Annotated in this window: 15 protein-coding genes; 2 read left to right on the top strand and 13 right to left on the bottom strand. The window is 60.1% G+C overall.

Annotated elements, in window-relative coordinates; genetic code table 11:
• Positions 1-5: 5 nt before the first annotated feature.
• The 7 genes from HB376_RS24825 to oxlT form a co-directional block, all read right to left on the bottom strand.
• Positions 6-788, bottom strand: coding sequence for a fumarylacetoacetate hydrolase family protein (locus HB376_RS24825; protein ID WP_213766333.1), 783 nt, complete (start codon positions 786-788; stop codon positions 6-8).
• 76 nt (positions 789-864) lie between these two features.
• Positions 865-2,112, bottom strand: a complete 1,248-nt coding sequence (gene frc, locus HB376_RS24820) for a formyl-CoA transferase (protein ID WP_213766332.1) — start codon at positions 2,110-2,112, stop codon at positions 865-867.
• Positions 2,113-3,474: 1,362 nt separating this feature from the next.
• The gene (locus HB376_RS24815) at positions 3,475-4,230 is read right to left on the bottom strand and encodes a GntR family transcriptional regulator (protein ID WP_213766451.1); all 756 of its coding nucleotides are present in this window, start codon (positions 4,228-4,230) and stop codon (positions 3,475-3,477) included.
• Entirely contained in the window at positions 4,220-4,441 is a 222-nt protein-coding gene (locus HB376_RS24810; RefSeq protein ID WP_213766330.1) for a hypothetical protein, read from the bottom strand. Before HB376_RS24810 ends, HB376_RS24815 begins: the two co-directional genes overlap by 11 nt.
• Before the next feature lie 114 nt (positions 4,442-4,555).
• On the bottom strand, positions 4,556-5,584 hold the full coding sequence (locus HB376_RS24805; protein WP_213766329.1) for a 2-dehydropantoate 2-reductase: 1,029 nt from the start codon (positions 5,582-5,584) through the stop codon (positions 4,556-4,558).
• A 136-nt stretch (positions 5,585-5,720) separates the two neighbouring features.
• Positions 5,721-6,698, bottom strand: coding sequence for a LysR family transcriptional regulator (locus tag HB376_RS24800; protein WP_213766327.1), 978 nt, complete (start codon positions 6,696-6,698; stop codon positions 5,721-5,723).
• Positions 6,695-8,047, bottom strand: coding sequence for an oxalate/formate MFS antiporter (oxlT, locus tag HB376_RS24795; RefSeq protein WP_213766326.1), 1,353 nt, complete (start codon positions 8,045-8,047; stop codon positions 6,695-6,697). The genes HB376_RS24800 and oxlT overlap by 4 nt, the downstream gene beginning before the upstream one ends.
• A 423-nt stretch (positions 8,048-8,470) precedes the next feature.
• Between oxlT and HB376_RS24790 the strand changes: the two genes are divergently transcribed.
• Positions 8,471-9,391, top strand: a complete 921-nt coding sequence (locus HB376_RS24790; RefSeq protein WP_213766449.1) for a LysR family transcriptional regulator — start codon at positions 8,471-8,473, stop codon at positions 9,389-9,391.
• A 131-nt stretch (positions 9,392-9,522) separates the two neighbouring features.
• The gene (locus HB376_RS24785; protein WP_213766325.1) at positions 9,523-9,873 is read left to right on the top strand and encodes a hypothetical protein; all 351 of its coding nucleotides are present in this window, start codon (positions 9,523-9,525) and stop codon (positions 9,871-9,873) included.
• Positions 9,874-9,974: 101 nt separating this feature from the next.
• Here HB376_RS24785 and HB376_RS24780 read toward each other — a convergent pair whose 3' ends face one another.
• The 6 genes from HB376_RS24780 to HB376_RS24755 all read right to left on the bottom strand — a co-directional run bounded on the left by HB376_RS24780 (position 9,975) and on the right by HB376_RS24755 (position 17,879).
• The gene (locus HB376_RS24780; RefSeq protein WP_213766324.1) at positions 9,975-11,426 is read right to left on the bottom strand and encodes an aldehyde dehydrogenase family protein; all 1,452 of its coding nucleotides are present in this window, start codon (positions 11,424-11,426) and stop codon (positions 9,975-9,977) included.
• Positions 11,427-11,479: 53 nt separating this feature from the next.
• Positions 11,480-11,923, bottom strand: coding sequence for a PAS domain S-box protein (locus tag HB376_RS24775; protein WP_346730573.1), 444 nt, complete (start codon positions 11,921-11,923; stop codon positions 11,480-11,482).
• Positions 11,924-12,020: 97 nt separating this feature from the next.
• A complete protein-coding gene (gene frc, locus HB376_RS24770; protein WP_213766322.1) occupies positions 12,021-13,271 on the bottom strand; it encodes a formyl-CoA transferase in 1,251 nt (416 codons plus the stop codon).
• Positions 13,272-13,391: 120 nt separating this feature from the next.
• Positions 13,392-15,146, bottom strand: a complete 1,755-nt coding sequence (oxc, locus tag HB376_RS24765; protein ID WP_213766321.1) for an oxalyl-CoA decarboxylase — start codon at positions 15,144-15,146, stop codon at positions 13,392-13,394.
• Positions 15,147-15,696: 550 nt separating this feature from the next.
• Positions 15,697-16,605, bottom strand: coding sequence for a pyridoxal-phosphate dependent enzyme (locus tag HB376_RS24760; protein WP_218627367.1), 909 nt, complete (start codon positions 16,603-16,605; stop codon positions 15,697-15,699).
• 233 nt (positions 16,606-16,838) lie between these two features.
• Positions 16,839-17,879: an AraC family transcriptional regulator gene (locus HB376_RS24755; RefSeq protein WP_213766320.1), complete on the bottom strand. Its 1,041-nt coding sequence runs from the start codon at positions 17,877-17,879 to the stop codon at positions 16,839-16,841.
• Between the last annotated feature and the right edge of the window lie 12 nt (positions 17,880-17,891).

Genomic DNA, 17,891 nt, shown 5'->3' with positions numbered 1-17,891 from the left:
CCGCATCAGAGCAAGCGATTGACCAGGGTCCCGATACCTTCGATCGAGACACATACCTCGGCGCCGTCCTTGATCGAGCCGATCCCGAGCGACGTGCCGCAGGCGATGACATCGCCGGGTTCGAGCGTCATGTCGTGCGAGATCAGGCTGACCTGTTCCGCGGGCGTGAAGATCATGTCGTCGAGCGGATAGTTCTGCCGCTCGACGCCGTCGAGCGTGGTGATCACGCGCGCCGCACGCCAGTCGAATCCGGTCGCGATCGAAGGTCCGACACACCCGAATGTATCGAATCCCTTCGCTCGGCACCATTGCGGAAAGTTCGGATCTTCCTGAAGGAGTTCGCCGGCCGTGACGTCGTTGACGCACGTGTAGCCGAAGATCGAAGCCTCGGCTTCCTCCACCGATATCGACGAGCAACGTCGGCCGATCACAATGCCCAGCTCGCCTTCGTAAGCGATCTTGCCGTCGTAGCTGACGGGCCGGCGGATCGGCTCATGCGTACCGATCACCGACCGTGCGGGCTTGATCAGGAACAGCGGATGTTTGGGCGGCGCTTTATCGAGCTTCTTCGATAGCGCGTAGAAGTTGTTCCAGAGCGCGACGATCTTGCCCGGCTGGCAGGGTGCCAGCAGCGTGAGCTCGTCTATGCCCAATTCCTTACCCGTCGGCTCGGGCTCCGTACTGTCAAAGGGAGAACCCTCGAATTGCATGACGCGCCTGCCATCTTCCGATAGCGTGCCGAAGCCCACCACGCCATCGGCGCGGGAAAAACGTATCCAGTTAGCCACGTTGAAAGCCCTGAAGAAGTGGTGCTGCCGTCTTGGAAGAACAACAGCTGGAACCAGCAGCGATGCGCGCCCTGACCTAGATCGCCCCGAGGCTTCGCAACGTCGCGATCTGATCGGGCGAATACCCGAGTTCCGCCATCACTTCGTCCGTATGCTCGCCCAGCAGAGGTGAGCGCACGACGTCCGTGGGGCTGTCGGAGAGCTTGATCGGATTGCCTACGGTCAGGTATTTGCCGCGCACCGGGTGGTCCACTTCAACGATCGTGCCGGTCTTGCGCAGCGACGGGTCTTCGGCAATTTCCTTCATCGAGAGAATCGGGCCGCACGGAATGTCGTGCTGGTTCAGGATCTCCATGGCCTCGAACTTGGTTTTGGTCATCGTCCACTGTTCGATCTCGGCGAAGATGCCTTTAAGGTGCGGAAGCCGTGCGGCCGGCGTGCGGAAGTCGGGATGATCGATCCATTCTTCCTTGCCGATCACCTTGCATATCTCGCCCCAGACTGGCGCTTGCGTGATGAAGTAGATGTACGCGTTCGGATCGGTTTCCCAGCCCTTGCACTTCAGGATCCAGCCCGGCTGCCCGCCGCCCGATGCATTGCCGGCGCGCGGCACGGCCTCGCCAAACGTGCCGTTCGGGTACTGCGGGTATTCCTTCATCGTGCCCGTGCGTTCAAGCCGTTGCTGATCGCGCAGCTTGACGCGACAGAGGTTGAGCACGCCGTCCTGCATGGCCGCGAGCACCTTCTGGCCGCGGCCGGTGGCGTTGCGTTGATAGAGCGCGGTGACAATGCCGAGCGCCAGATGCAGGCCCGTGCCTGAGTCGCCGATTTGCGCGCCGCTGACGACCGGCGGGCCGTCGTCGAACCCTGTCGTCGATGCTGCGCCGCCTGCGCACTGTGCGACGTTTTCGTAGACCTTGCAGTCTTCGTAGGGGCCGGGGCCGAAGCCTTTCACCGACGCCACGATCATCCTCGGGTTCAGTTCCTGGATGTGTTCCCACGTGAAGCCCATGCGGTCGAGTGCGCCTGGGGCGAAGTTTTCGACCAGCACGTCGCATTTTTTGACGAGCGACTCGAGGACCTTCTTGCCGTCCGGGTTCTTCGTATCGATGGTGATCGAACGTTTGTTGTGGTTGAGCATGGTGAAGTAGAGGCTGTCGGCGTCGGGAATATCGCGCAGTTGCTCGCGCGTGATGTCGCCTGCGCCGGCGCGCTCGACCTTGATGACATCGGCGCCGAACCATGCAAGCAATTGCGTGCAGGTCGGGCCTGATTGAACGTGCGTGAAATCGAGGATACGCACCCCGTCGAGGGCTTTGCTCATGCCTGTCTCCTAACCTTTAGCAGGTTTTATATCGTGGTACTTGTGATGCCCTTTTTAGCGGACTGTGGGCCATGCCGGGTTTTGGTGTTGTGGATTTGTTCTGTTTCGGGTTTGTTCTGTTTCGTATTGCGCTGAACATGATGGGCTGTTTTTCTCCGCTTCTGTAGATGGAGAGGACCCTCATGGCAATGGGTTTAAGTGCTGACGCTGTGATATACAATATTCTATACACAGTATTAGTCAAGTGATTTTGCGTGGCACGCGGTGGGTTGTGCGATGCGGTAGGCCGGAGATGCTGGCGCAATAGCCGATGATGGTGTTTGATGTTGCAGTGCGGGAGATGGCGAGGCCCGGCAGTGTGGCGGGTTTGTGGGGCTTATCGCAGGTTGGGGTGTGCGGGCTATGGGGCAGCGGTTTGAGTTAATGCCGGGTTGGTGCTTTCAGTGTTAGTGGTCGGGGTCAATGCCGGGTTGGTGCTTTCAGTGTTAGTGGTCGGGGTCAATGCCGGGTTGGTGCTTTCGGCCTTAGCGGTCTGCGAGAGTCGGATTTTCTCTTTATCACTATTAGCCACTGTGCGTGGCGGCACGTCATTTCTTTGTCCAAAGCGACAAAGAAACGAAGCAAAGAAAGCGCTTTAACCGCGCTACCCTAAGTGTCCACAGCGTGCAGTTTCTATTCATAGGTGCCCCAAAAGCACGGTGCTCGCCAGAGCCACGGATGTGTGAAACCCTCCTTCTCGCGAACCCTGACACGAACACGCTTCGCCCCGTACGCTCTCGGGCAAGCACATTTGCCAAGGAACCTGCACGGCCTCACGCGTCTTTACTGCTTCATGTCTTAGTGGGTTAGCGGTGTGGTCCGCACGCTTATTTTCGTGGGTTACGGTCTGAACAAGCCTGAACAATTTTGCCACTTCGTTTCGAAGTAGTTCGTTATACATAACAATTTGGAGGGAGGTTGTCCGCGGATAGCGCGGGGTGCCCCTTAGGCAGGTTCAATCACTGGTGGCGAAGCGTGTGGGTATCCGTGTTCGGAGAAGGAGGGGTTCAAACATCCTTCGCTCTGGCGAGCACCGTGCTTTTGGGGCACCTATGAATGAAGACTGCACGCTGTGGACACTTAGGGTAGAGCGGTTAAAGCGCTTTCTTTGCTTCGTTTCTTTGTCGCTTTGGACAAAGAAATGACGTGCCGCCACGCACAGTGGCTAATAGTGATAAAGAGAAAATCCGACTCTCGCAGACCACTAACACGGAAAGCACCAACCCGGCATTGACCCCGACCATTAACCCCAGAACCTAGCAACCCCAGAACCGACCAACCCCGCCCCCCAGCCCCAAATCAAGTGCGAACAAACCCCTACTTTCAGTCAAGAAAATCGCAATTAGCCTCAACAAACGCCGCCAGATCCAGCGAATGCTGCCGCACCAGCCTCTCGACCAACTCAGTATCCCGCGCTTCAAGCGCCTCAATAATCTTCATATGGTCTTCAATCGACCTCGCCGCCCGATCGCTTTGCGAAATCGTCATCTTCCGGATCGCGCGCACGTGCACAAAAATATTCTTGATCGTATCGAAGATGATCTGCGACTTGCTCAACTGCACAATCGCCTGGTGAAAAGCAATATTCGCCTCCGAATACTCTTCAATATGCTCGGCCGGCGCCTGATTCTGAAAATGGTCAAACATGTGCCGTAACGTTGCAATCTCTGCATCGGTCGCGCGCTGAGTCGCAAGCCTCGCCGCCATACTTTCCAGCGCGGCCCACATATTGATCATCTCGACAATCTCGTGCTTGGTCTTACGCACAATATAAATCCCACGACGCGGCACCGTTCGCAGAAACCCTTCCTGCTCGAGCAACGTCATGGCTTCGCGAATCGGTGTACGACTCACGCCCAGCGCCTCAGTCAAATCCTTCTCGTCCAGCCGGATCTCTTCCCGCGAACGATAAATGTCCGCCTCGGAAATAGCTTGGCGCAGTCGCGCATAAGCCTGATCGCGCAACGAAACCGTCGCGTTGATCGGCGCCAGCGAAAGCGTCACGCCAACAGGCTTACCTTCCGCCCGCGGCTCAAGAAGACTCGCCGGGGTTGCAGCAACTTCAGTATCAGATGGCATTGATGGTTTGATGTCCCAGGTTCCGCCCGCCCGTCGTCGCCCGTGTACCCGTGCTGCCGCCCTGGTCATCCGCCGTCAACCCAGCGTACCGACCATTGTCCTGCGCGCGCTGCAACACGTCCTGCGGCACCACCGATGCCAGTGCAAACGTCACACCCACACCGCCCGCTACCAAGGCAATTCCGATCACGACTAATAAAGCGATGCTCATTTCCGGCTCCTAGTGGTTTACTCCAAGAGCCTTCAGTATATGTTGCGTTGCAATGCAACGCAACATATTTCGTATGTGATATATCAGAAACAACAGCTCTTCTGTGTTCGCAGTTTAAGCGGCTTTTTGCGAACGCGTGAAGGATTCAATCGTTTTGATACCGGGTTTGGCCGTTCCCTGGTTGACGCCTTCACGCAGCTTGATCAGCGCGAGCACGGCGTCGATCATCGGCGTGTCGACGGCAAGCTTGCGGGCGATTTCCTGCACGACGGTCACGATCGGATCAATCTCCATGGGCCGGCGCGCTTCGCAATCCATCAACATCGAGGTCTTGTGAGCGCCGACCGCGGCCGCGCCGTTGATGCGCTTTTCCACATCCACCCGAAAACGAACGCCTAGCTGCTCGGCAATGCCCTGCGCCTCCTCCATCATTCTGCGTGACAGTGCGCGCACTGCCGGATCGCTGGTAAGCACGTCGAGTGTGGCGCCTGTCAGTGCGCTGATGGGGTTGAAACAGAGGTTGCCCCATAGCTTCAGCCAGATCTCGTCGCGGATGTTGTCGCGCATCGGCGCTTCCATGTCGGCGGCGCTCATGATGTCGTGAAACGCTTGCAGGCGCGGCGTCACCCGCCCGCTCGGCTCGCCGATGGGAAATTTCTTGCCATACACATGACGGATCACGCCGGGCTCCGCAATTTCGGCGGCGGGAATCAACACGCAGCCTATCGCCCGTTCCGGTCCGAGCACCTGCCATTGCTGGCCGCCCGGATCGACGCTTTCCAGCGTGGTGCCGGCGAGCGCGCCGCCGTGCTCATGGAAATACCAGTAAGGCAGGCCGTTCACCGCCGTGACCACCGCGGTATCCGGCCCCAGCAGCGGTTGCATCAAGTCCACCACGCCAGGCACCGAATGCGCCTTGAGCGCAATCACCACATAATCCTGCGGCCCGAGTTCCGCGGGATTGTTCGTGCAACGGACCTTGACGGTGTGCTCCTCCCCCTCGATCTGCAAGCGCACGCCGTTCGCCTGCATGGCAGCCAGATGCGGCCCCCTCGCGACGAAACTCACATCCGCTCCCGCACGGGCGAGTTGTGCACCCATGTAACCGCCGATCGCGCCGGCACCGTAAATGCAAATTTTCATTGTCGTCTCCTGGACCATTCTCTCTTCTGATATACAACATATTAGATTCAGTATTGGATAACAACGGAGAAAGCGCAAGAAAAAAGCGCGACTCTTTTTCAAGGAGCCGCGCTTCGGATATTTCGGTGGATTGGGATCAGGCGTTAGCGATTTGCAACGGCTTGTGTTCTTCATCATAGGACGAAACGACATGCGTCCAGATACGCGCTGCCTGCACTGGCAACGTGCGGCTCTTGCGCCTCACGAGCGCAACAGTTCGCGTCACTGGCGGCCATAGCGGCACCGGTTGCACCAGCGCTTGAGCCGAGGCTGCGCCTGCGTGCATCGGCTGGATGCCAATGCCAAGTCCCGCCGCAACCATCTGCACGACGCTCGCGGCCTGGGTCAGCCGCTGAAGCCTGATGTTCGACGCGCCGTGTTCATCGAGCGCACGCGCGATGACGTCGAAACTGCTGGTGTCGTCGTCGAGAAGGAACAAACTCGCACCGATCAGGTCGCGCCATCGCACCGTGGCGTGCGATGCCAACGTATGACGCGCCGGCAAGATCGCGCACAGGGACTCGGAGAAAAGCGTTTGCGTCGATAGATCGCAGATATCATCAGGATTACTATCGTCCAGGGAGCCGGTCAGCAAACCCATGTCGGCATCGCCGGCGCGCACGAGTTCGAGCACCCTGCCCTGCGGTGCATCATGCAACGTCAGCGCGATATTGGGGTAGCTCGCCCGGCACGATGAGAGCAGCGCCGGCAGCACCGAAGCAACCAGGCTGGAACTGCTCGCTATCGACACCACACCGTTTTCAGCCGTGGAAACCTGCCGCCCGAAACGCAGCGCCACTTCGAGTTCATCGACCAGTAACGCAATGCGCGGGAGCAGCGCGCGGCCGGTATCGGTGAGCGCGACCTGGCGAGTCGTGCGGTCAAACAACCTCATCTCAAGCAGGTCTTCCAGCTCCCTGATGCTGCGGCTCGCCGCCGACTGCGTGACCCCGAGCGCGTTGCCCGCCTGCGTGAAACTCCGATGCTGCGCCAGGATCACGAACAGGCGTAACTGCTGCAGCGACACGCCGGACGCCTTCAATCCCTGCACGGCATCAGTCTGGCTACGGGTCATTGTGCCGACGAGTTGCGCGGCGCTTCTGTCCAGGCAGCCTGAAACGTCGCGGCATCGAGCCGGCTCGACTCGGCCACCGTGTTATCGATCCAGCGCTTTCTCATCGGCGCGAGCACGAACTTCGCGCACAAGCCAGCCGCAATCGATATGGTGGCCGTCGCGATGAACACCGCGTCCCATGAGCCGATGGCCGACAGCACCGAGGCGAGCGGCACCAGCATCGAAGCCGTGCCCTTCGCCGTGTAGAGCGTACCGGCGTTGGCGGCGGCATATTTGCTGCCGAAGGTATCGGCGCACGTGGCCGGGAAGATCGAGAAAATTTCACCCCAGCACAGGAACGTGATGGCCGCGAAGAACATGAACAGATACGGGTTGTGGCCGAACTCCATGAGACCGAGCAACGCAACGCCCTCACCGATGAAGATGAAGAACATGGTGTTCTCGCGGCCAATCTTGTCAGAGATCCAGCCGCAGAGCGGACGCGTGAAACCGTTGCACAGGTTGTCGATCGACAGCGCCATGGTCAGGAGGGGCAAGGTCACGCCGAGCAGGTTGACCGGCATCTTCGCGAAGCCGTATTCCTTCGCGATCGGACCGAGTTGCGCCGTGGCGATCACGCCGCCCGCCGCGACGAACACGAACATCATGTACAACACCCAGAAGAGCGGCGAGCGCACCATCTGACCTGTCGTGTAGTCGATCTTCGACGCCACCACGCGCTTGGCCGGAACAGCATAAGCCGGCGGCCTCGGACGCACCAGAAACATGCCGAGCAGCAGGATGCAGACGCCCTGGAAGATGCCGAAGAACACGAAAGTGTGTTCGTAACCGGAGCGCTGGATCATGTTCGAGATGGGGATGACGGTGACCGCCGCGCCCGCGCCGAAACCCGCCGCCGTCAAACCGGCAGCGAGGCCGCGCTTGTCCGGGAACCACTTGAGCGCCGTGCCCACGCAGGTGCCATACACGCAACCCGCGCCCACGCCGGCAATCACCGCCGCAATGTAGAGATGGATCAGGCTGGTCGCGTTTGCATCGATGATCCAGCCTAGCGCCGCACAGATCGAGCCGCCGATCACGACCGGCCGCGGGCCGAATTTATCGACGAGCCAGCCTTCCAGCGGCACCAGCCAGGTTTCCGTGACAATGAAAATGGTGAACGCGGTTTGAATCGCCGCCTGGCCCCAGTGATGTTTCGCATCCATCGGGACTACGAACAAAGTCCACGCGTACTGCAGATTGGCGACCAGCCCCATGCAGATGATGCCGATGGCGAGCTGAGCCCACCGATTATTGTGCCACCCCATTTTGGGCTGACCAGCGGCCGGTGCCGTCGCTGCGTTTGCCATGTCTGTCTCCGTTATGTTTCAGCGCTCGTACGGCGCGTAATCAACAGCTTCATCGGCTGCTTCATCGACTGCTTCGTCGATTACTCAATCGACTGCGGCACACCGCGTCTTACTCGACGGTGTGAGAGGGTCTTGGTCGGTCAGGGAACGTGTTCGTGGCGTGTGCTGCCGGATACGGCCATGCCCGTCCTGCGGGCCGTAAAAGTAAGAGCGGTGAAAAGAAGAATCATTTTTAAGCGATTCCCAATGTTCTGATGTTTATGGGGACAATTCAGGGGACGCCTCTACTGCTGCCCTCTCCCCGCGTGCACCTTACGAAACTACCGCACGTTGAAAGCATCCTGCGGCAGAAAAACGATTAGGGAAAGTTAGAAAAATTTATTGTATAAATTAAGGATCGTTTATAGGTGGACATCCGTCATGATGCGTAATGCGACGCTTAGGCAACTGAAAATATTCGAAACCGTTGCACGGCGGCTCAGCTTTTCGCGCGCCGCCGAAGAGCTCTACCTCACCCAGCCGGCCGTCTCCACGCAGGTCAAGCAGCTTGAGGAGCACGCCGGACTGCCGCTTTTCGAGCAGCTCGGCAAGAAGATCTACCTGACGATGGCCGGCCAGGAGATGCTTCACCACAGCCGCGCGATCCTCGAACAGTTCCGCGAAGCCGACGACGCCATGGCGCGACTCAAGGGTATTTCCGGAGGCACGCTGAACGTGGCCGTGATCAGCGCCGGGGATTATTTCTTCCCGCGCCTGCTGGCCGAATTCACCAAACGCAATACGGACGTCAAGCTGAATCTGGCCGTTCATAACCGCGAAGAACTGCTGCACCAGCTCACCGACAACCTCACCGACCTCGCGATCATGGTCCGCCCGCCGAAGGACATGGACACCGAGAACGTGTCGTTTGCCCCGCACCCTTACGTGATCGTGGCGCCGCCTGATCATCCGCTGGTGGGCAAGAAAAACATTGCGCTGGAGTCGCTGGCGGAAGAACCGTTCATCGTCAGGGAGCGCGGCTCCGACACCTGGAATTCGATGGAAGAAGGTTTCGCGGGACGGCTCAAGCAGCTCAACATCGCCATGGAAATCACCAGCACGGAAACCATCAAGCAGGCGGTCATTGCCGGCATGGGGATCAGCTTCCTGTCGGCGCACACGGTCAGCATGGAGCTGCAGATCGGACGGCTGGCCGTGCTCGACATAGAGGGTTTTCCCGTGATGCTCAACTGGTATCTCGTGCATCGTCATAACAAGCGGCTTCCGGCAGTGGCGATGGCGTTCAAGCAATTCCTCATCGAAGAAGGGGCGGCGCAAATCTCGGCCATCACGCATATCGGGTAAACCATCTATTAGGTATCTTTAATAGTTAGGCTTAAAACAAGTGACTATCGTATATGGATGGTTCTTTCTATCCTGCAGTTAAGCCACGCAGCTACATCACGCTGTCATTCATGGCTAACAAGGAGACGACCATGAACCGTTCACAAACCACGATCGCCGATGCGCGCGAACTCCAGACCCAGCTTTGCGCCTACAACAGCGCCTTCGAAGAACTTGACCTGATGTTCCGCTGGGACGTCGAAACACTTCGGTCGCTGGCGCACGCTGCGAGCGATCAGGCGCGCATTGCGCAGTACATCGAACTGCATTGCCCACACTTGCTCAAGGCGTACAGCGCGGAGTTCCTGTGCGAAGCCATCGTGAGCAGGAAGAACGCGTATTACGAAGCGTGCCGTGCCACGACCATCGCCCGCGCCGACGACACGCGCGGCGCACAGATGTGGCGGCCGGATTGCGACAGCCCACACGCGCAAGCCGCTTGAGGCTTGTCGCTTGTCGCGTAGAGTTGTTCGCGCCTGACAGGTACCAAGCTCTCAAAGGGCGCGGGTTAATCAACCCGCCCCTCTTCTCGTTGCATCCAGCCTCATTGCGCCAACGACACCCACACGCTCTTAGGCTCCGTGAAGTTCTCGATAGCCACATCCCCGTGCTCGCGGCCAAAGCCTGAATCGCCGGAGCCGCCCCACGGCAATCGCACGTCCGTATAACCGTACGTATTCACCCAGACCGTGCCGGCCCTGAGCGCTGACGCCATCCTGTGCACCCGGCCTATGTCCGCGCTCCACACACCCGCCGCGAGGCTGTATAACGTCCCGTTGGCAATGCGTACGGCATCGGCTTCGTCATCGAAGGGAATGACGCTGACCACCGGGCCGAAGATCTCCTCCTGCGAGATGCGCATCTCGTGCTCGACATTGGCAAACACCGTGGGCTCGACAAAATAGCCGCGCTCGCCCCAACGCCTGCCCCCCGACACGATCGACGCCCCTTCGCTCTTCCCAATGTCCACGTAATCGAGCACCGTCTGCATCTGCTTCGCGGAAATAAGCGGCCCCATGGACGTCTCTTTCTGCGATGGATCACCCAGCGTGATTGACTTCGCCCGCTGCGCCAGACGTTCGACGATGTCGTCATAGACCGGTCGCTGGACGAGGACACGCGAGCCTGCCGAACACACCTGCCCTGCGTTGAAAAATATCCCCGACGCAGCCGCGCGTGCCGCTTGATCGAGATTGGCATCGGCGAAGATGACGTTGGCGGACTTGCCACCCAGTTCAAGCGTTACCCGCTTGAAGTTGACCGCCGCGCCCTGCAAGATTCCCCGCCCGACCGATGGCGAACCGGTGAACGTAACCTTGTCCACACCCGGGTGCGCCACGAGCGCGTCGCCAACCACCGAGCCCTTGCCGGTAACAATATTGAGTACGCCCGGCGGCACACCGGCTTCCAGCGCGAGACGGCCGAGCATCAACGCCGATAACGGCGTCAGCTCCGCCGGCTTGACGACCATCGTGCAGCCGCACGCAAGCGCGGGGGCGATCTTCCACATGCCGATCATCAACGGGAAATTCCACGGCACGATGGCCGCGACCACGCCGACCGGTTCGCGCACGGTGTACGTCAGCGCATCCGGGCGCGTGGGCACCACTTGCCCATTGATCTTGTCGCACCAGCCCGCGTAATACGCGAGGGTGTCGATGGCAGCCGGTACATCCTGGCGCCGTACGCCGGAAATCGGCTTGCCGGCGTCGAGACTTTCTACCGCGGCAATTTCATCCTGATGCGTGCGCATCAATTCTGCAAAGCGCATCAGGATCCGGCCGCGCTCGGACGCCCTGATTGCGTTCCACGGTTTCAACGCGGCGCGCGCCGCCTGCACGGCACGGTCGACATCCGCTGCGGTGCCCTGGGCAACGCTCGCTATCGGCGTCTCCGTCGATGGATCGATAATGCTGGAATACGCGCCTCCACCGGGCGCCACTGCTTGGCCACCAATCAGCAGCTCGTAACGTTTCACGTCCGCTTGGGCGGTCATTGTTGTCTCCATTTACCGTAGTGCGGTCCCGCGCGCGAGTCCCTGTATTCGGATCACGCGCCGGATTTTGCTTCGAGTTCAGCGAGACGCTTGCGCAGGTTTCGCTCTTCGGTGAAGCGGCTGGTTTCGTCGCGTATGACGGCTACGATGCCGCTGACACCCGGCTCCGGTCCCGCTGAATGCAACAGCGCAACCGTGAATGCAATCGATAAGGATCGTCCGTCCTTGTGCACGGCCGGCACGCGCAGCACGTCGTGCCCGTACCGTGTCTCGCCTGTCGCCATGGTCTTTTCGTAGCCGCTCCAGTGACGCCCTCGCAAGCGCTCGGGAATAATGAGGTCCAGCGAATTGCCCAGCGCTTCTTCAGGCGTGAACCCGAACATGCGCTCGGCAGCGGGGTTCCATAGGGTGATCGCGCCACTGGCGTCGGAGATGACAACCGCGTCGCCGATCACGCCAACCAGTTGCGCGAAATCGATGGGGGATTTTGTATGCACGGCGCTATTCATTGTTGAAATGGCCTTGTCTATTTCATAGCGATTCTGGCCGCGCCGTGGGTCCGTCAAGGCAATCCACGGCGCTGTGCTTTCGCGTTTAAACGGCTTGTTGCTGATGCAGGTTGGCGATTTGCGCGCTGCTGTAACCCAGGCTCTCGAGCACTTCGTCCGTATGCTCGCCCAGCAACGGTGATGCCGTGATTTCCGGCTTCATGTCCGAGAACTTGATCGGGCTGCCGACCGTCAGATACGAGCCACGTTCCTTGTGTGCGACTTCGGTAATCGTGCCGCTTTCACGCAATGACGGATCGTTGGCCAGCTCTTTCATCGTCAGCACAGGCGCGCACGGAATATCGAACTTGCGCAGGATGTCCACGGCCTCGAACTTGGTTTTATCGGCGAGCCATTCTTCGATCGTCTTGAAGATGTCGAAGATATGCGGTTGACGTGCCGTCGCCGTGTTGTAGTTCGCGTCTTCGATCCACTCGGGTTTGCCGATCGCGCGGCAAATCGGCGCCCACGCGTGGCCCTGGATCGTGAAGTAGATGTACGAGTTCGGATCGGTTTCCCAGCCCTTGCATTTCAGCACCCAGCCCGGCTGACCGCCGCCACCGGCATTGCCGCCGCGCGGCACGACATCGCTGAATTCGCCGTGCGGGTATTGCGGATATTCCTCAAGGTAGCCGAGCCGGTCCAGGCGTTGCTGATCGCGCAGCTTCACGCGGCACAAGTTCAGCACGCTGTCCTGCATCGATACCGCGACCTTCTGCCCCTTGCCCGTCTTGTCGCGTCCGATCAGCGCCGTCAATATGCCGATGGCGAGGTGCATGCCGGTGTTGCTGTCGCCCAGCGCTGCTGCGCTAATGGTCGGCGGGCCGTCCCAGAACCCCGTGGTCGATGCCGCGCCGCCCGCGCATTGAGCGACGTTTTCGTAGACCTTCAGGTCGTCGTAATGGTGGCCATCGCTGAAGCCTTTCACTGACGCCAGGATCATCTTCGGATTCAGTTCCTTGATGTACTGCCACGGGAAACCCATCCGGTCGAGCGCGCCCGGACCGAAGTTTTCCACCATCACATCGGATTCCTTAATAAGTTTCTCCAGGACTTCCTTGCCTTCCGGCTTCTTGGTGTCGAGCGTGAGCGACTTCTTGTTGCTGTTGAGCATGGTGAAGTACAGCGCGTCGACGTCCGGGATATCGCGCAGTTGCGTGCGGGTGACGTCGCCCGAGCCCGGGCGTTCTACCTTGATCACGTCGGCGCCGAACCACGCAAGCAACTGCGTGCAGGCCGGGCCTGCCTGCACGTGCGTGAAGTCGATAATCTTGATTCCCTCGAGTGGCTTGCTCATGATTCCTGTCTCCTGACTCACTGGCTAAAGGTGGGTTACTCATGTTCTTGCAGCGGCATCGGCGGCGCGTTTTGACAAAGCCGCCAATGCCACCGATCCCGCCGGTACCTTCCAAGCGGATTACTTTTTCATCGCCGTGCTTTGCGGATTCAGATTTGTCAGGCGGCCGCTCTCGGTACCAGCGGCTTCATCGATAACCGCGTTGATGAGCGTCGGCTTGCCGGACGCAATGGCTTCCTGCAGCGCCTTCGTCAGCTCTTCCGGCGTTGTGGCGTGACGGCCTACGCCACCGAATGCTTCAATCATCTTGTCGTAGCGCGCGCCCTTGACGAACACCGTCGGGGCAACATCTTTGCCGCCGGTCGGGTTCACGTCGGTGCCGCGATACACGCCGTTGTTGTTGAAGACAATGGTGCAAACCGGCAGGTCGTAGCGGCAGATGGTTTCGAGTTCCATGCCGCTGAAACCGAACGCGCTGTCGCCTTCAATGGCGACGACCGGCTTGCCGCTCGTCACCGCCGCGCCAATCGCGAAGCCCATGCCGATCCCCATGATTCCCCACGTACCCGAATCGAAACGCTTGCGCGGCTCGTACATGTCGATGATGCTGCGGGCGTAGTCGAGGGTGTTCGCCCCTTCGTTGACCACATTGATATCCGGGCGCGTCTTCAACACGTCGCGGATCGCGCGCAGAGCGCTGTGGAAATTCATCGGCGACGGATTCTTGGCCAGCGTCGCGGCCATCTTTTCCAGGTTCTTGTTCTTGCGCTCGGAGATCGCGCCCGTCCACTCGGCGGGGGGCTTCGGGAAGCTGGCGTCAATGCCCCCGAGCAAGGCCGACACGCAGGAGCCGATATCGCCGATCACCGGCGCCGCAATTGCCACGTTGCTATCGATTTCCGTCGGCGAGATGTCGACCTGGATGAATTGCTTCGGTGCGCCACCCCACGTCTTGCCCTTGCCGTGCGACAACAGCCAGTTCAGGCGCGCGCCGATCAGCAGCACGACATCGGCCTCCTGCAGTACGAACGAGCGCGCAGCCGACGCCGATTGCTCATGGGTATCGGGCAGCAATCCCTTGGCCATCGACATCGGCAGATAAGGAATGCCGCTCTTTTCAACGAGCTCGCGAATCTGCGCGTCGGCCTGGGCGTAAGCCGCACCCTTGCCCAGCAGGATCAGCGGACGCTTTGCGCCCTTCAGCACATCGAGCGCGCGCTTGACCGAGTCAGGCGCCGGAAGCTGGCGCGGGGCCGCGTCGACCACGCGGACCAGGGACTGCTTGCCCTTCACGGCGTCGATGGTCTGGGACAGCAGTTTCGCCGGCAAATCCAGGTAGACGCCGCCGGGACGGCCCGACACGGCCGCACGGATCGCACGCGCAATGCCGATGCCGATGTCTTCCGCGTGCAGGACGCGGTACGCGGCCTTCGCGTAGGGTTTGGCGGCGTTGAGCTGATCCATCTCCTCGTAGTCGCCCTGCTGCAAGTCGACGATCTCACGCTCGCTGGATCCGCTGATCAGGATCATGGGGAAACAGTTGGTGGTCGCGTTGGCGAGCGCCGTTAGACCGTTCAGGAAGCCCGGCGCTGAAACAGTCATGCAGATGCCGGGCTTTTGCGTCATATAGCCAGCGATAGCGGCCGCGTTACCCGCGTGCTGTTCATGACGAAAGCCGATGAAGCGCATGCCTTCGGCTTGCGCAAGGCGCGCCAGATCGGTAATGGGAATGCCGACCAGCCCGAAGATCGTGTTGAGGTCATTCAGTTTCAGGGCATCGATGACCAGATGGAAACCGTCAGTGGTCGCCGGGGTTTCTTGCTTCGCTGTCTCGGCTGTAATGGCGGTCTGCGGGTGGTTCAGTACTTCTGCCATAGCGTCTCTCCTCCTTGGCTGGCGTTGTTTGGTTTGTGATATACAATATTCCACACACAGTATTAGTCAAGTGGATTTGTTTGCCAGGTCGAGAGTGGTGCGGTGCGATTGAGGCGGAAACGCTGGCGCTGCGGCAGGTTTGCCGTTTTTTTTGCTGCGATGCGATGAGGAGCGTTTGGGCGATGCAGGAGATTTCGCGGCCGAGGATTGGGGCGAATGGGATTGCGCTGAGGGCGGTCAGCGCGGTCGCTTGTCACTCGCGCCGAGGGGCGGGTTTACCAGCGCCTGGAGGCGGGTCGCTGCGGTTGATTCGTCGATCCGGGTTAGATCAGCGGGGTGGTTTCTTCGTTGTCGTCGCGTTCTATGACGTCGAGCAGATAGTGAGAGATCGAAGAACCCATTGCCGGGTCCATTCCGGTCATGCCGCTTGTGATCACCGAAGGCGAGGACGATCAAGCGGTTAAAGACGAATGCGATCGCCAGGAGTTGCGCTGGCGTGTTTGTATTTGTGCTGTACAGCGCGTCACCGGCAAAGGTCCGGCATGAGCGATTACCTCGCCCAGTCCGCCACCATCCGCGCATCGACACTGACTCCGCCGCACACCACGATCACCACATCGTGCGCGGCAGCAATCGCCGGATGATCGAGGTAACCGACAGCAAGCGATACCCCGCACGCCGGTTCCACGAGTTGCCGATGGTCATCGGCGAAACGCGTCACGCCCGTGATCGCATCGGCATCCGTCAACACAACCGATTCGTGCGGAAACTGCCTGATGGCACTGACCGGCCAGCTCGCCACCTGAAGCGCAGCAAGCGACTTTGCGATGCTGTCGATGCGATCCAGTTTCACCGGATGCCCTGCATCGAGCGCCGCGCGAAACGACGCCGCGCCCGTCGTCTCGCACGCGATCACACGACAATCCGTGCGGCCATGGCGCAGCAAACCGGTCAAGATGCCGGCAAGCAAACCGCCCCCGCCCACGCTGGCCACGACCGCATCCACCTGCGGCAGCACCGCGACAATCTCATCGATCATCGTGCTATGACCTTCCCACAACACGGGGTGATCGAAAGCCGGCACATATTCGACTTCATCCGACGCCGACAATGCCAGCGCATGCTCGTTCGCCTCATCCCAGACATCACCATGCACGATCACCGTCGCACCGAGCGCGGCAATCCGCTTGCGGGTGCTTTCAGGCGTCGTGGAAGGCACCACGATCTCAGCCTGCATGCCGAGCAAGCGCGCCACAAATGCTGTTGCAAAACCGGCGTTGCCACCCGACGGGCACACTACGCGGAGTTTGCCGGCCGCTTTCGCCCGCGAACACAGCAAGCCCATCCCGCGCATTTTGAACGAGCCGCTGGGCTGCAGGTTTTCAAGCTTGAGCCAGATGCGGCGCGTGGACGTAGACAGTCCGGGATGCAGGATCAACGGGGTTTCGATGTGAAGCAAGATCGGTCCTTTTCAAACGGGAATTCCGGGACCAGACGGTTACCATGACGGCCGCGACTGGATTCGAGTGTCATAGTTTATTGCAGGACGGGGATTTTATCGTTATGCGTCGTGGCGTGTGTCCGATAATCACGAACCGGAATGAAGCGATGAAGAATCTAATTCTGACCGATGGCTTGATGAAGCTTCATTCCCCATATTCATCGCTTCGGACTATTAATCAGCATTCCGAATCAAACCGCGGGCTCTGAGAACGATCTGTCCCGCCCCTCACCCTCGTGCCCTCTCCACCGCTGAGGCGTCATTCCCTCCCACTGGTTAAACGCCCGTGAAAACGAATTAACCTCTTCAAAGCCCAAAAACCACGCGATCTCGCCGGCCGCGAGATCCGTACTCCCCAGCAAGCGGCGCGCTATCCGGTTGCGCACGCGGTCCAACTGCTGCTGATAACTCGTCCCATCGAGCGCAAGCTTGCGTTGCAGCGTGCGTGTACTGATCCCCAGCTCCCGCGCCAGCGCTTCAACACTCGGCCGCTGGCCGCGCATGTTCCGCGCGAGCACGGCATCGACGTGATCGGTGAAAGTTTGCTCGCGGGCCAGCGCGGCCAGTCCGGCATCGAGTTGCGGCAGCACAGCGGCAAGCAAATCGACGTTATGCGTCACGAAAGGCAGCGCGAGACTTGCCGCATCGAATACGAGCACATCGTTCGGGGCATCGAACACGATCTCGCAACCATAATGGCGCGCAAACATCGCCCGGTTGGCCGCCCGCCGTGTCAGCTCCACGCGACGCGGTTTGATCGGCACACCCGATCCGCGCCGCGCCATGGCAAGTGCGGAAGCGAACATGGCGTCCGCCAGCAGGTCAGGAATAAAACCATCGGCCAGCAGCCACCGGAACGTCACAGCCGCCTCGTCACGCTGCACGCTGACCACCACCTCCTCCGGACAACTCAGCCGCTTGTAACGCCCGAGCTTCGCCAGCGCCTCGCCGAAATTGGCGGAATGCAGCGCCGCGAGCGACATTGCGTCGAGTTGCCCGTGCGAGGTTTCAGCACCAATCCGCAAGCCGATGGCCGGGTCCCCGCTCACCTGCGCGATAGCCTCCCACAGCGCGAAGTATTTCTGCGTCGTCAGCCGCAACCGGGCCGCCTCGGCGTTCGTCGTCGCCGGCACGGGCAGGCCCGCCGCGCGGAACGTCCGCGGCACATCCACGCCCAGCGTCTCTAGTCGTACGAGCAGTGCGTGGCTGATCGGAACGCCATCGGTTTTCATCAGCTTTTCAGT

This window comes from Caballeronia sp. dw_19 (assembly GCF_018449515.1).
Classification (GTDB): Bacteria; Pseudomonadota; Gammaproteobacteria; order Burkholderiales; family Burkholderiaceae; genus Caballeronia.
The sequence above is the reverse complement of the archived record's forward strand: the minus strand, read 5'-3'. Positions and strand labels throughout refer to the sequence as shown.